This is a genomic window from Pseudacidovorax sp. 1753 (genome assembly GCF_040544975.1).
GTDB lineage: Bacteria > Pseudomonadota > Gammaproteobacteria > Burkholderiales > Burkholderiaceae_C > Xenophilus.
Map to the genome: position 1 here is coordinate 13,953 of NZ_JBEPKY010000039.1, position 13,076 is coordinate 27,028.

Below are 13,076 nucleotides of genomic sequence, written 5' to 3' on the forward strand. Positions count from 1 at the left end.
ACCAGGACTCCTTGCCATGCTGCACGGCTATATCCCTCCGCACCGCTTCCTGCCCTACCTGAGCTGGACCGAGATCGACCAGTTGCCCGACCGCGAGAACACCGTGATCGTGCTGCCCTGCGGCGCCATCGAGCAGCATGGCCCTCATCTGCCCTGCTCGGTGGACAGCGTGATCGCCTCCGGCGTGATGGGCGAGGCGCTGCGCCGGCTGCCCGCCTCGGTGCGTGCCTTCGCGCTGCCGCCCATCACCTACGGCAAGTCGGAAGAGCACCTGCACTTTCCCGGCACCGTCACGCTCACCGGCACCACGCTGCTGGCCACCGTCACCGAGATCGGCGAGTCGGTCTACCGCGCGGGCTTCCGCAAGCTGCTGCTGGCCAACGGCCATGGCGGCCAGCCGCAGGTGCTGGAGATGGCCGCGCGCGAGCTACGTCTGCGCCATGGCGACTACGTGGTCGTGCCGCACGGCGTGAGCCGGCTGCCCAGCGCCGCGAGCCGGCAGGTCAGCGAGCAGGAGAAGAGGCTCGCCATGCATGCCGGCCATTCCGAGACCGCGCTCATGCTGGCCCTGGCGCCCGAGACGGTGCACATGGAGCGCGCCGCGGCCAACTTTCCACCGCCCTTCCCCATCAAGCTGCTGTCGCCCGACGGCCGCCCGGCCTGCGCCTGGACGGCGCGCGACTTCGGTCCCAGCGGCGTCATCGGCGACCCCACCAGCGCCACGCGCGAGCAGGGCCAGGAGATCCTGGACACGCTGGCCGACAGCTGGGTGCAGGCACTGACCGAGCTCTACCAGCTGCGCTGGCTGGTGCGCGAAGAAGCCACCTGGGAGCGCGGCCATTTCACCGGTCACATCGAAAGCGCCCGCTGAAATGAACCCACCCCGTTTGGACTTCCTCACTGCGTGTGGAAGTCCCATCCCCCTCAAGGGGCGCACCCGGCGGCCGGGCCAAGCCCGTTCCGCGGGTGCCCTGGCGCGGCCTGCTCCGCGGCCTTTCGATCAGGAGGGTGGCGCCTGTGTCGTCGAAAACCGAAATGACTTTTCAAACGGTGCGGCTCTTGCTTGGGCAACGCACCGGCCCACGCCCCTTTTTCGTCCCCCGTCCCCGCACTGATTTGTCCGACCTTTCCAGGAGCCCTGCCTTGAACCACCGCTTCACCCGCCTCGCTTCGCAATCCGCCCTGGCCCTGGGCGCCGCCGTCCTGGGACTCGCCGCCACCGGCGCCCGGGCCGAGGAAAAGTTCACCTACATGACCAACTGGTACGCGCAGGCCGAACACGGCGGCTTCTACCAGGCGGTGGCCACGGGCATCTACAAGAAGTACGGCCTGGACGTGACCATCAAGATGGGCGGTCCGCAGGTCAACATCCTGCAGATCATGGGCGCCGGCCAGGCCGACTGCATCATGGGCTCCAGCGACCTGCAGATGATGCGGGCCCGCGACAACGGCCTGCCGGTGGTCACGGTGGCCGCGCTGTTCCAGAAGGATCCGCAGGTGCTCATCGCCCACGAGGACGTGAAGTCCATGGAGGAGATGAAGACCAAGACGGTGCTCATCGCCGCCAGCGCGCAGCAGGGCTACTGGGCCTGGGTCAAGTCCAAGTACGGCCTGACCGATGCGCAGACCAAGCCCTACACCTTCAACATCCAGCCCTTCCTGGCCGACAAGAACATGGTGCAGCAGGGCTACCTCACGTCCGAGCCCTACGCGATCCAGAAGGCTGGCGCCAAGGCCAACACCTTCCTGCTGGCCGACCTGGGCTATCCCTCCTACGCCACCACCATCTCCTGCATGGAGAAGACGGTGAACGACCGCGCCAAGGCCGTGGCCGACTTCGTCAAGGCCAGTGCCGAGGGCTGGAAGAGCTACCTGGCCGACCCGGCCCCGGGCAATGCCCTCATCAAGAAGGACAACCCGAACATGACCGACGACCAGCTCGCCTACAGCGTGGCCAAGATGAAGGAAATGGGCATCGTGGGCTCCGGCGATGCCGTGAAGAACGGCATCGGCACCATGACCGAGGCCCGCATCAAGGCCAACTACGACTTCCTGGTCGGCCAGAAATTCATCGACCCGGCCAAGGTGGACGTGAGCAAGGCCTACAAGCTGGACCTGGCCCGCAACGCCAAGGTGCTGCCGTGACGGACCTCGTCCACGCGCCCGCCGCGGGCGTGCCGGCCATCGAGGTGCTGTCGGCACAGAAGACCTACCCCAACGGCACGGTCGCGCTGCAGCCGGTAGACCTCACCATCGAGGAAGGCGAGTTCGTCACGCTGCTCGGCCCCTCGGGCTGCGGCAAGAGCACGCTGCTGAAGATGGTCGCCGGCCTGCTGGAGCCAAGCGACGGCCGCCTGCTGCTGTGGCGCAAGCCGGTGCAGCAGATGCACGAATGCCCGCAGAAGATGTCCTTCGTCTTCCAGTCGCCCACGCTGATGCCCTGGGCGACGGTGCAGGCCAACGTGCGACTGCCGCTGGACCTGGCCAAGGTGCCGCGCGCCGAGGCCGATGCCCGCGTGGCCGAGGCACTGGAACTGGTCGGCCTGGCCAAGTTCGCCAACGCCCTGCCCCGGGCACTGTCGGGCGGCATGCAGATGCGCGTCTCCATCGCCCGCGGGCTGGTGGTGCAGCCCAACCTGCTGCTCATGGACGAGCCCTTCGGCGCGCTGGACGAGATCACCCGCCACAAGCTCGACGCCGACCTGCTCGAACTCTGGCGCAAGAAGAAGCTGACGGTGGTGTTCGTCACCCACTCGATCCACGAGGCGGTGTTCCTGTCGAGCCGCGTGGTGATGATGGCCGCGCGCCCGGGCCGCATCGTGGAAGAAGTGCGCATCGACGAGCCCTATCCGCGCAGCGCGGAGTTCATGGTCTCCTCGCAGTTCCAGCACTACGCCAAGCACCTGCAGCGCAGCCTGCTGGCAGCGAGCCAGCACACCGACGAGGAACACACGGCCTGACCGCTGCGGGCCCATGCGCCCGTCGCTTTCGCCACAGCAGACCGGCGGCCTGGGCCGCCACGGAGATCGACCCCATGAGCATCACCTGGAACGCCGCCGCGCCGGCGCCTTCCGACGCCCCGGCCGCCGCGCACGCCGTTGCCGCGCCGGCACCCGCGGCCTTCGCACCCGCACCCCAACGCCCGCCCGCGCGGGAGGCCCGCGTGCCGCTGCTGCGCCAGCCGCGTGTGCAGCGCATCCTGCTGCCGCTGATCGTGGGCCTGGTGCTGCTGGGTGGCTGGCAGGCGCTGGTCGTCGGCATGGAGCTGCCGCCTTATCTGGTGCCCTCGCCGGTGCTGATGCTGCAGACGCTCTTCACCGACTGGGCCGTGCTGGGCGGGGCGCTGCTGGTCACGCTCAAGATCACCGTGCTCTCCTTCGTGGTGGCGACGGTGGTGGGCGTGCTGATCTCCTTCCTCTTCGTGCAGAGCCGGCTGATCGAGACGGCGCTGTTCCCCTACGCCGTCCTGCTGCAAGTCACGCCCATCGTGGCGGTGGCGCCGCTGATCATCATCTGGGTGAAGGAGCCCACGGCCTCGCTGGTGATCTGCGCGGCGCTGGTGGCGCTGTTCCCGATCATCTCCAACACCACGCTGGGCCTGCGCAGCATCGACCCCGACCTGCAGGCCTACTTCCGCTTGAACCGCGCGACGCGGCTGCAGACGCTGGTGCGGCTGCGCATCCCGAGCGCGCTGCCCTACTTCTTCGGCGGCCTGCGCATCTCCAGCGGCCTGGCGCTGATCGGCGCCGTGGTGGCGGAGTTCGTCGCCGGCACCGGCGGCAACGCCACCGGCCTGGCCTACCAGATCCTGATGGCGGGCTATCAGCTGAACATTCCGCGCATGTTCGCGGCCCTGCTGCTCATCTCCCTGACCGGCGTCGCTCTCTTTGCCGCCATGGCCTGGCTCACGCGCGTGGCGCTGGGCGGCTGGCACGCCAGCGAGCTGTCGCACGACTGAACCTGATTCCGAGGAAATCTTGACCATGAACGCCCGCCTGCGTGACATCGAACAGCTGCACCTGGAACTGCCCGACCTCGACTGGATCACCGACCCGAACCGCATCGAGCGGCTGTCGCAGGACTTCTCCTGGTTCAGCCCAGTGCTGAAGCGCCAGCTCGAAGGCAAGGTGGCCGACAGCGTGGTGCGGCCCCGCACCGAGGACGAGATCCGCCGCCTGGTGGCCGCCTGCGCGCGTCTCAAGCTGCCGCTTACCATCCGCGGCAGCGGCACCGGCAACTACGGACAGACCACGCCGCTGGCCGGTGGCGTGGTGCTGGACATGACGGGCTACAACGGCGTGCTCTGGACGCGCCCCGGCGTGGCACGCGCCCAGGCCGGCATCCGGCTGAACGAGCTGGAGAAGGCCACGCGCCCCACGGCCTGGGAGCTGCGCTGCGTGCCCTCCACCTTCCGCAGCGCCACGCTCGGCGGCCTCTTCGGCGGCGGCTTCGGCGGCGTGGGCTCGATCAACCACGGCCCTCTGGCCGCGCCCGGCAATGTGCTGGGGATCAAGGCCATGACCATCGAGTCGGAGCCGCAGATCGTCGAGCTGCGCGGCGCCGAGGCGATGCGCATGCACCACCTGTGGGGCACCAACGGCCTGGTGCTGGAGATCGAGGTCGGCCTCGCGCCCTGCCAGCCCTGGCTGGAAACGCTGGTCACTTTCAGCGACTTCGACCAGGCCATCGCCTTCGCCGACGAGCTGGCGCGTGCGCCCGGCCTGGCCAAGCGCGAAGTCGCCTTCTTCGCCAGCCCCGTGCCGGACTACCTCTCGCAGCTGGCCGAGCACCTGCCCAAGGGCTGCCATGCCGTGCTCTCGCTGGTGGCCGAGCCGGGCGAGGAAGCGATGAAGGAAATGGTGGCGGCCCGAGGTGGCACCGTCAGCTACCGCCGCACCGCGGACGAGGTGGCGCGCAGCCACAAGACGCTGATGGAGTTCACCTGGAATCACACCACGCTGCATGCGCTGAAGGTGGACAAGACCCTCACCTACCTGCAGACCAGCTTCACTCCCGGCCAGCATGTGCAGCAGATCACCGAGCTGACGAAGCGCTATGCCGGCGAGGTGTTCATGCACGCCGAGTTCCTGCGCACGATGGACGGCCAGATGAGCTGCAGCGCGCTACAGCTGGTGCGCTTCACGACCGAGGCACGCCTGGCCGAGATCATCCGCGAGCACCGCGAATTCGGCGTGCGCATCAACAACCCGCACACCTTCATCGTCGAGGACGGCAAGGCGGGCGGCGACCTGCCGGAGGAGGTGGTGGCGGTGAAGCGGCGCTTCGATCCGCTAGGCCTGCTCAATCCCGGCAAGCTCCGGCACCATCCCGTCGCGGGCTGAGGCGCCGGGTCTTCCGGCGCCGCGGCGTCAACGGCGCTTTCGCACGCGCCAGACCGAGAACGCCAGCACTGCCAGCGACAGCAGCCACAGTGGCGCCAGGCCGAAGCGCGACACCCACCAGGCGAAGGGCGTGATGCCGGTGCGGCCTTCCACCTCGGCCTCCAGCACGCCGCGCGTGAGGCGGGGCAGTTCGTGCGTCACACGGCCGCGGTGGTCGATCACCACGGTCGCGCCCGTGTTGGTCGCGCGCAGCATGGGCCGCTCGAACTCCAGCGCCCGCATGCGTGAGATGGCACGGTGCTGATCGATGGCCACCGTGTCGCCGAACCAGGCGATGTTGCTCACGTTGAGCAGCATGGTGGGCGCGGTGGCCGCATCGCGGAAGCCGGCGCCGATCTCGTCGCCGAACAAATCCTCGTAGCAGATGTTCGGCGCGATGCGCTGGCCCTGCCAGTCGAAGCTGCGCTGGGGCAACCCGCCGCGGCCGAAATCGGCCAGCGGAATGTTCATCATGTCGGTGAACCAGCGGAAGCCGAAGGGGATGAACTCGCCGAAGGGCACCAGGTGATGCTTGTCGTAGCGGTACGGCCGCTCGGCGAGCCCGGGGCCGAAGCCCAGCAGCGAATTGGCATAGCGGCCCGGACCATCCTCCATCGGTACGCCGACGATGGCGGCCTGCCCGCCCTGCGAATAGCGCGCGGCGATGGCGGACAGGTAGCCTTCGGGCAATTGGCGCGGCAGCAGGGGCAGCGCCGTCTCGGGCGTGACCACCAGGGCAGCACGGTTCTTTTGCAGTTGCTCGCCGTACCACCGCAGCGCGGTGTCGATGCCGCTGCCTGGGACGAACTTCTCGTCCTGCGGAATGTTGCCCTGGAGCAGTGCGACCGACAGGCGACCGGTGCTGGCCCCGGGCCCGCCGTCGCTGTGCATGAAGCCCAGACCCGACGGCAACGCGAGCAGGACTGCAGCGGCCAGCGGCAGCATCCCTGTGCGACGCTGCCTCGTCCACAGGCCCACACAGGCCGCCGAGGCGGCCGCTGCGGCGCCGAGGCCATAGACGCCCAGCCATGGCGCATAGCCAGCCAGCGGGCCGTCCACATGGGCATAGCCGCCAGCACCCCAGGGGAAGCCGGTGAACAGGCTTCCGCGGACCAGCTCGGCCAGCGTCCAGACGGCAGCGAAGAGCAGCACCCGGCTACCTGCAGAGAGCCGCGGCGCCAGCCAGCCCCACAGTCCGCCGGCCACGCCGTAGTAGATGGCGAGCCCGCCGCCCAGGAACAGCACGGCCAGCGCCGCCAACGGGGCCGGCAGCCCGCCGTAGGTGTTCATCGAAATGAAGAGCCACCAGAAGGTGCCGCACAGCCAGGTGGTGGCGAAGACCCAGGCGCCCAGGGCCGGCCTGCGCCAGCCGGACGCCTGGCGTTGCTCGCCGTCGAGCAAAGCGGTCAGCGCGGCCAGGGACAGCAGTTGCAGCCACCACAGCGGCTCGCCACCCCAGGGCCAGGCCATGGACGCCGCCTGGGCCAGGCCGGCCAGTGCGTAGGCCGGAAGGCGGCGCGCGCGCATCAGGCGGCGGTGTCTTCGGCCCGGGCGGGCGAGACCTTGAACCAGCGCACCGCGCCGCCGCGGGTGTGCATCACGACGAAGTCGAAGCCGCCCACCTCGTGGCGTTCGCCGCGCTTGGGCACATGGCCCATCTCGTGCGCGATGAGGCCACCGATGGTCTCGAAGTCCTCGGACTGCTGCTCTTCGCTGAACTGGATGCCGAAGGCTTCGGCCACACGCTCGATGGGCGTGTCGCCGCTCACGCGGTAGGTGTGGTCGGCCAGGCCGAAGATGTCGCCTTCGTCCTCGGCGACGTCGAACTCGTCCTCGATCTCGCCGACGATCTGCTCCAGCACGTCCTCGATGGTGATCAGGCCGGCCACCCGGCCGAATTCGTCGATCACCACGGCGAGGTGATTGCGGTTGCCGCGGAACTCGCGCAGCAGGTCGTTCAGGCCCTTGCTCTCGGGCACGAAGGTGGCGGGCCGCAGCAGGGCGCGGATGTTCAGCTCCGGCGAGCGCTGCAGCTTGAGCAGGTCCTTCGCCAGCAGGATGCCGATGATGTTTTCCTTCTCGCCCTCGTAGACCGGGAAGCGCGAGTGCGCGGTGTCGATGACGAGGTAGAGGATGTCCTCGTAGGCCGCATCGATGTCGATGAGGTCCATGCGCGGAGCGGCCACCATCACGTCGCCGGCCGTCATGTCGGCCATGCGCAGCACGCCTTCGAGCATCACCCGCGAGTCGGGTCCGATGATGTCGTTGTCTTCGGCGTCGGCGAGGGTTTCGATCAGTTCGTCGCGCGAATCCGGTCCGGGGTGGATGAATTCGGCGATCTTCTGGAGGAGGCCGCGCTTGTCGTCCCGGGGATGGGAGGCACGTTCAGGGTGGGGGTCGGCCACTGCGTGAGGGCGGGAGTTGAGGGAGGCCTAGGATACCGGAATGCCTTGGCGGCATGATGTCAGCCGCCATCTGCGCGCTTGCGCAGCCCTTGCCTGCTCAGGGGGCCGAGCGCTGGCGCGCCTCGCGCACACCCGAGCGCACTTCCTGCAGGCCGGCCAGGAAGGACCAGAACTGGTGGGCCCGCGCCTTCAGCTGGAAGTCGACTTCCCCGAACTGGTCCAGCGCGATGCCGGACATCCGGCTGTCGAAATCGGCGGCGGGCAGTTCGAGGTGGGCTTCGGATTCGGAGCCGCTGCGCACCACGGTCGCGCCGGCATGGCGGGCGATCTTGAGCATGGCGGTGTTCTCGCTCAGGGCATGGATGAACAGCATGCTCACGCCCTCGTTGCGGGCCACCATGACGGCGCGCTCGAAGAGCCGACCACCGTAGCCACGGCCCCGCGCGTGCTCCGACACGGAGACGCCGAACTCGGCGCAGCTGCCGTCCTGCCCGGTGGGCGCGAAGGCCAGGTGCGCCATGGCGATGATCTCGAGCCGGCGGTTGTAGATGCCGAAGATCTCGTCGCGCTGGAAGTCCAGCCCATCCACGTAGCGTTGCACCTGCTCGTCGGATGCGGCATAGCCGAAGCGCAGGTAGCGGTCGCGCTGGGAGAGCGCCAGCAGATGGGCCAGGATGCGGTGACGCTCGCGCGGTCCGACAGAACGGATGGGAACCAGCCCGGCGGCGGCACGGGGACGCAACGGACGCGCAGTGCCCGTCGGCGCGGGATCGGCGGCGACCACGCCGGGGCGCAGCAGTTGCACGCCGGCACGCACGGTCTGGACAAGGGCCTTGGGGAACATGGGGTCGATCATAAGGGTTTTCCCTATAACTACCGATGAGGCGCTGTCACCGACCGGTCACGGGCACGGGGCATTCGCTGAAATGTTGCGGCGCAGCAACCTTTGAGCACTCAGACCGGCACGGCGGTCGTCGCCTTGACCCTGTCGAGCACGAAGCTGGTCTTGCAATCCTGCACGCTGGGGTGTTTGAGCAGGGTGTCCATGATGAAGCGGCTGTAGTGCGCCATGTCGGCCACGACCACACGCAGCAGGTAGTCCATCTCTCCCGTGAGCGCGCTGCATTCGACGACCTCGGGCCAGGCCTGGATGCTGGCGCGGAACAGGTCCATCGGGTTGCGCTTGTGGCTTTCGGTGTGTTTTTCGAGACGCACATTGAGGTAGGCGGTCAGGCCCAGGCCGACGGCTTCGGGCCGGACCAGTGCGACATAGCGGTCGACCACGCCACTTTCCTCCAGCCGCCGCACGCGCCGCAGCACCGCACTGGGCGAGAGGCTGACCTGCTCGGCGATCTGTTCGTAGGTGGCCCGGCCGTCGGCCTGGAGCAGTTGCAGGATGAGCCGGTCCTGCTTGTCGAGTGCGTGCATGGGGCAATTCTTGCCGCGATCGGCCGCGATGGCGAACGACGGCGCCCGGGCACCCTGCGGGGGACGGGCCCATCGCGACGCCTGCCGAGTGTGTTCGATGCCGCCTCAGTCTTCGTCCAGCAACGCCAGTGTCTCGGCCATGACGACCGTGTCGAAGGCCAGCTCCACATGGGCCAGGCCGTGGGCCGGCCGGTTGTCGGCGCCGGGCAGGGTGGCGGTGTGCATGGGGAACACCATGTTGTCGCAGTTGGAGTACCAGCAGGTGAAGCGCGCGGGCGGGCAGGCGCGCTGGGCGACATCCAGCGCTCGCAGCCAGGCGCTGCCGATCCGCATCTCATGGCTGCTGGCGGCGCGGCCGACGCGTGCCGTCCAGGTTCCTGCATGCGGCGTGCCCAGCGTGACGATCCGGTGGATCGGCACGCTTCCGCCGGTACGACACCACCAGGCGCGGGCAACCAGCCCGCCCATGCTGTGCGCCACGAGCATCGGCGCCTGGCCGGTGGCGGCATGCACACGTCGCACTGCGGCGTCGAGCGTGTCGATGAAACCGTCCAGGCCGCCCAGCGGCGGCTCCAGATCGACGGCGACGACGCATCGGCCTTGCGCCACGAGGCGGCTCAGCCAGGGGAGCCAGAAGCCCCGATTGCACGAAAAGCCATGAACGAGGACGACGCCTCGCCGGCCGTCCGGCGGCGGGACATGGTCCGGAATGCGGTTCGCGCGGAACGGCTGGCGCCACGCCCAGATTCGCGGCGACAACAGGCATTCGGCCCACCAGGCGCGCAGGAGCTGGGCGAGCGTCGCATGGGGCCCTTGGACGCGTCGATTGACGACATTCGAGGCGAGGAATTCGGCGGCCAGCACCACGCCGTGCCCGCCCAGCAGCACCGCCCAGCCGCCGATGAGCCAGGACAGGGAACGGGCTGCCGCAAAGCCGGTCCATGCCAGCGCCGTGAGGCACCACGCGGCCACGAACCACCGCTGCCATCTCGCGATCATCGGCGCATGATCGCATGCGCCCCGGGCAAGCCCGGGGACCTCGGGCGAGGAGGCCATCCCACAATGCGGCAAGCAGAACCCGGAGACCGCATGCATCCCTCCCACCTTCCCAGCTATCCGCCCGGCGTCCCATTCGAGATCGATCCGGAGCAGTACCAATCACTGAACGCGTTGTTCGAGGCATCGTTCAAGACGCATGCCGAGCGCCCGTTCTCGGTCTGCATGGAACGCTGGATGAGCTACGGCGAACTGGACCGCCTGTCGCGCACGCTGGGCTGCTGGCTGCAGTCGCTGGGGCTTGAGCCGGGCGCGCGCGTGGCCCTGATGCTGCCGAACATCCCGCAGTTCGCCATCGCCATGGTCGCCGTGCTCCGGGCAGGCTACAGCTGCGTCAACGTCAACCCGCTCTACACGCCGCGCGAACTGGAGCACCAGCTGAGCGACTCGGGCGCGAGTGCCATCATCCTGCTGGAGAACTTCGCAGCGACGCTGGAACCCGTGCTGCTGCGCACGCCGGTCCGGCATGTGCTGCTGACCGCCATGGGCGATCAGCTGGGCGGCCTGTACGGCGTCTGGATCACCACGGCCGTACGCCATCTCGCCAAGATGGTGCCGCCCTTCAAGCTGCCCATCGACAGCGGCCACAGCGTCACCACCTGGTCAGACGCGATGGCCAGCGGCCGTGACCGCACCCTTGCCGCTGACGGGTGCACGCTCGATTCCATCGCCTTTCTGCAGTACACCGGCGGCACGACGGGGCGATCCAAGGGGGCCATCCTCACGCACCGCAACATCATTGCCGCGACGCTGCAGGCCGAGGCCTGGTTCGCCCCGGCCATGGCCAAGGTGGGGGATCCGGCGCGCATCAACGGCATCGCGGCGCTGCCGCTGTATCACATCTTTGCGCTGACGCTGTGCCTGCTGGCCATCCGGCAGGGATCGCACATGACGCTCGTGCCCAATCCGCGGGACATCGGCAAGTTTGTCGAGGTGCTCAGGAAGCGGCCCTTCCATGTGCTGCCGGCGGTGAACACGCTGTTCAATGCCTTGCTGGCCCATCCGGCGTTCAAGAGCGTGGACTGCTCCCAGCTCTTGATCTCCCAGGCCGGAGGCATGGCGGCGTCGGAGGGCACAGCGCGTGCGTGGTTCGAGGCCACGGGCTGCGCGATGATCGAAGGCTGGGGCATGAGCGAGACCTGCGCCATCGGCACCAACAATCCGGTCACCAACACCACTTTCTCCGGCACCATCGGCGTGCCGCTGCCGAGCATCGAGATCGCGATCAAGGACGACGAGGGACGCACCCTGCCGGAGGGTGAGTCCGGGGAGTTGTGCATCAAGGGCCCCAACGTGATGGCCGGCTATTACGGCCAGCCCGAGGAGACCGCGGCCGCCTTCACGCCAGACGGTTTCATGCGCACGGGCGACATCGCCGTCATGCTGCCGGATGGGCAGACGCGGATCATCGACCGCAAGAAGGACATGATTCTCGTCAGCGGCTTCAATGTCTTTCCGAACGAGCTGGAGAACGTGATTTCCCTGTGCCCTGGCGTGCTCGAGTGCGCAGCAGTCGGCGTGGCGGACGACAAGCAGGGCGAGGCGATCAAGGTGTTCGTCGTGCGCAAGGACGCCCAGCTAGACGAGGAGGCCCTCATGCGCTACTGCCACGCCGAACTCACCGGCTACAAGCGGCCCAAGTACATCGAGTTTCGCGACGCCTTGCCCAAGACCAACGTGGGCAAGATCCTACGGCGCGAACTGAGGCAGGACATTCGCAGCACCGCCGCGCATCATTGAAGGCGACTCGCATGGCGATTGAGTTGCCGGTCCAGATCACCGTCTTCGAGCGCGGCTGGCTGTCGTCCAACAACATCCTCCTGACCGGCGGGCGAGAGACGGTGCTGGTCGATACGGGCTACTGCACCCACGCGGACCAGACCCTTGCGCTGGTGCAGGACGCGCTCGCGGGTCGGACGCTCGACCGCATCGTCAACACCCATCTGCACAGCGACCATTGCGGCGGCAATGCGCAGCTGCAGGAGGCCTATCCCAGCGTACGGATCGGCATTGCGCAATCACAACTGGACAATGTGCGGTACTGGCGGGGAGAGGCGTTGACCTACCGAGCCACCGGTCAGCAATGCCCCCGCTTTGTTGCCCACGATGCGCTGAGCCCGGGTGACGTGATAGAGATGGGGGACCTGGCCTGGTCGGTGGTCGCCGGTGCCGGGCACGACCCCCACGAATTTCTGCTCTTCGAGCCGGAGCACCGCATCCTGATCTCGGCGGATGCCCTGTGGCAGCACGGCTACGGGGTCGTCTTTCCGGAGTTGGAGGGCGAGGACGGCTTCGCCGACGTGGCCACCACACTGGACCGGATCGAGGCCCTGGCGCCTCGGATCGTGATTCCAGGTCACGGCGCGGCATTCCTGGATGTTGAGGAAGCGCTGGCCCGTGCCCGGCGTCGCCTGGCGCAGCAGCGCGACGATCCTCGATCCCATGCCTGGCATGCACTGAAGGTCCTGCTGAAGTTCAAGCTGCTGGAGCAGCGCCGTGTCGAGCGCACGGCCTTGCTGGAGTGGGCATCCACCATGCCCTATGCAACAGCGCTGGGGATGATGCACTTCGCCGACGAGCCGCTGTCGGCGCTCATGGAGCGCGCCCTGGGCAGCCTGCTCAAGAGCGGCGCGGCTCACCAACAGGAAGAGTGGGTCGAGGACGGCGGCCGAATTAGCGCTCGCACGATTGCAATGACGGCTGTTACGGCTGCCCAAAACAAAAAGCCCCGCAGCGATTGCTGAGGGGCTTTTTGAGGGCTGTAAGAGCCTGACGATGACCTACTTTCACACGGGAGTCCGCACTA

At 68.1% G+C, this 13,076-nt stretch carries 12 protein-coding genes; 7 read left to right on the plus strand and 5 right to left on the minus strand.

Going from position 1 to position 13,076, the window contains the following annotated elements:
* The first annotated feature begins 16 nt into the window (after positions 1-16).
* From ABIC63_RS29215 to ABIC63_RS29235, 5 genes are all read left to right on the plus strand, one after another.
* Positions 17-871 (plus strand): creatininase family protein, encoded by an 855-nt coding sequence (locus ABIC63_RS29215; protein ID WP_294375319.1) that lies wholly within the window; start codon positions 17-19, stop codon positions 869-871.
* A gap of 272 nt (positions 872-1,143) precedes the next feature.
* Positions 1,144-2,145, plus strand: coding sequence for an ABC transporter substrate-binding protein (locus ABIC63_RS29220; protein ID WP_502935930.1), 1,002 nt, complete (start codon positions 1,144-1,146; stop codon positions 2,143-2,145).
* Positions 2,142-2,960 (plus strand): ABC transporter ATP-binding protein, encoded by an 819-nt coding sequence (locus tag ABIC63_RS29225; RefSeq protein ID WP_354322362.1) that lies wholly within the window; start codon positions 2,142-2,144, stop codon positions 2,958-2,960. Before ABIC63_RS29220 ends, ABIC63_RS29225 begins: the two co-directional genes overlap by 4 nt.
* Before the next feature lie 74 nt (positions 2,961-3,034).
* Complete coding sequence (locus ABIC63_RS29230) at positions 3,035-3,958, plus strand: ABC transporter permease (RefSeq protein WP_354322363.1); 924 nt, start codon at positions 3,035-3,037, stop codon at positions 3,956-3,958.
* Between the two features lie 25 nt (positions 3,959-3,983).
* Positions 3,984-5,342 carry an FAD-binding oxidoreductase gene (locus ABIC63_RS29235; protein WP_354322364.1) on the plus strand — a complete coding sequence of 453 codons (1,359 nt, stop codon included), beginning with the start codon at positions 3,984-3,986 and terminating at the stop codon, positions 5,340-5,342.
* A gap of 27 nt (positions 5,343-5,369) precedes the next feature.
* Here the strand turns inward: ABIC63_RS29235 and lnt are convergent, their stop codons facing one another.
* From lnt to ABIC63_RS29260, 5 genes are all read right to left on the minus strand, one after another.
* Positions 5,370-6,908 (minus strand): apolipoprotein N-acyltransferase, encoded by a 1,539-nt coding sequence (lnt, locus tag ABIC63_RS29240; protein WP_354322365.1) that lies wholly within the window; start codon positions 6,906-6,908, stop codon positions 5,370-5,372.
* Positions 6,908-7,786, minus strand: coding sequence for a CorC family transporter (locus tag ABIC63_RS29245; protein ID WP_017758362.1), 879 nt, complete (start codon positions 7,784-7,786; stop codon positions 6,908-6,910). Before ABIC63_RS29245 ends, lnt begins: the two co-directional genes overlap by 1 nt.
* 97 nt (positions 7,787-7,883) lie before the next feature.
* Positions 7,884-8,642: a GNAT family N-acetyltransferase gene (locus ABIC63_RS29250; protein WP_354322366.1), complete on the minus strand. Its 759-nt coding sequence runs from the start codon at positions 8,640-8,642 to the stop codon at positions 7,884-7,886.
* Between the two features lie 98 nt (positions 8,643-8,740).
* On the minus strand, positions 8,741-9,214 hold the full coding sequence (locus tag ABIC63_RS29255; protein ID WP_017758360.1) for an Lrp/AsnC family transcriptional regulator: 474 nt from the start codon (positions 9,212-9,214) through the stop codon (positions 8,741-8,743).
* A 105-nt stretch (positions 9,215-9,319) separates the two neighbouring features.
* Positions 9,320-10,270 carry an esterase/lipase family protein gene (locus tag ABIC63_RS29260; RefSeq protein WP_354322367.1) on the minus strand — a complete coding sequence of 317 codons (951 nt, stop codon included), beginning with the start codon at positions 10,268-10,270 and terminating at the stop codon, positions 9,320-9,322.
* Positions 10,271-10,303: 33 nt separating this feature from the next.
* Here ABIC63_RS29260 and ABIC63_RS29265 point away from each other — a divergent pair, with 33 nt between their 5' ends.
* Positions 10,304-12,010 (plus strand): AMP-binding protein, encoded by a 1,707-nt coding sequence (locus ABIC63_RS29265; protein ID WP_354322368.1) that lies wholly within the window; start codon positions 10,304-10,306, stop codon positions 12,008-12,010.
* An 11-nt stretch (positions 12,011-12,021) separates the two neighbouring features.
* Positions 12,022-13,014, plus strand: a complete 993-nt coding sequence (locus ABIC63_RS29270; RefSeq protein ID WP_354322369.1) for an MBL fold metallo-hydrolase — start codon at positions 12,022-12,024, stop codon at positions 13,012-13,014.
* The last annotated feature ends 62 nt before the right edge of the window (positions 13,015-13,076 follow it).

What these genes read in the sequence shown, in the direction of transcription:
- ABIC63_RS29215 (WP_294375319.1), top strand. Translation starts at nt 17, where the DNA reads ATGCTGCACGGCTATATCCCTCCGCACCGCTTCCTGCCCTACCTGAGC.
- ABIC63_RS29230 (WP_354322363.1), top strand. Translation starts at nt 3,035, where the DNA reads ATGAGCATCACCTGGAACGCCGCCGCGCCGGCGCCTTCCGACGCCCCG.
- ABIC63_RS29235 (WP_354322364.1), top strand. Translation starts at nt 3,984, where the DNA reads ATGAACGCCCGCCTGCGTGACATCGAACAGCTGCACCTGGAACTGCCC.
- lnt (WP_354322365.1), bottom strand. Translation starts at nt 6,908, where the DNA reads ATGCGCGCGCGCCGCCTTCCGGCCTACGCACTGGCCGGCCTGGCCCAG.
- ABIC63_RS29250 (WP_354322366.1), bottom strand. Translation starts at nt 8,642, where the DNA reads ATGATCGACCCCATGTTCCCCAAGGCCCTTGTCCAGACCGTGCGTGCC.
- ABIC63_RS29255 (WP_017758360.1), bottom strand. Translation starts at nt 9,214, where the DNA reads ATGCACGCACTCGACAAGCAGGACCGGCTCATCCTGCAACTGCTCCAG.
- ABIC63_RS29260 (WP_354322367.1), bottom strand. Translation starts at nt 10,270, where the DNA reads ATGGCCTCCTCGCCCGAGGTCCCCGGGCTTGCCCGGGGCGCATGCGAT.
- ABIC63_RS29265 (WP_354322368.1), top strand. Translation starts at nt 10,304, where the DNA reads ATGCATCCCTCCCACCTTCCCAGCTATCCGCCCGGCGTCCCATTCGAG.
- ABIC63_RS29270 (WP_354322369.1), top strand. Translation starts at nt 12,022, where the DNA reads ATGGCGATTGAGTTGCCGGTCCAGATCACCGTCTTCGAGCGCGGCTGG.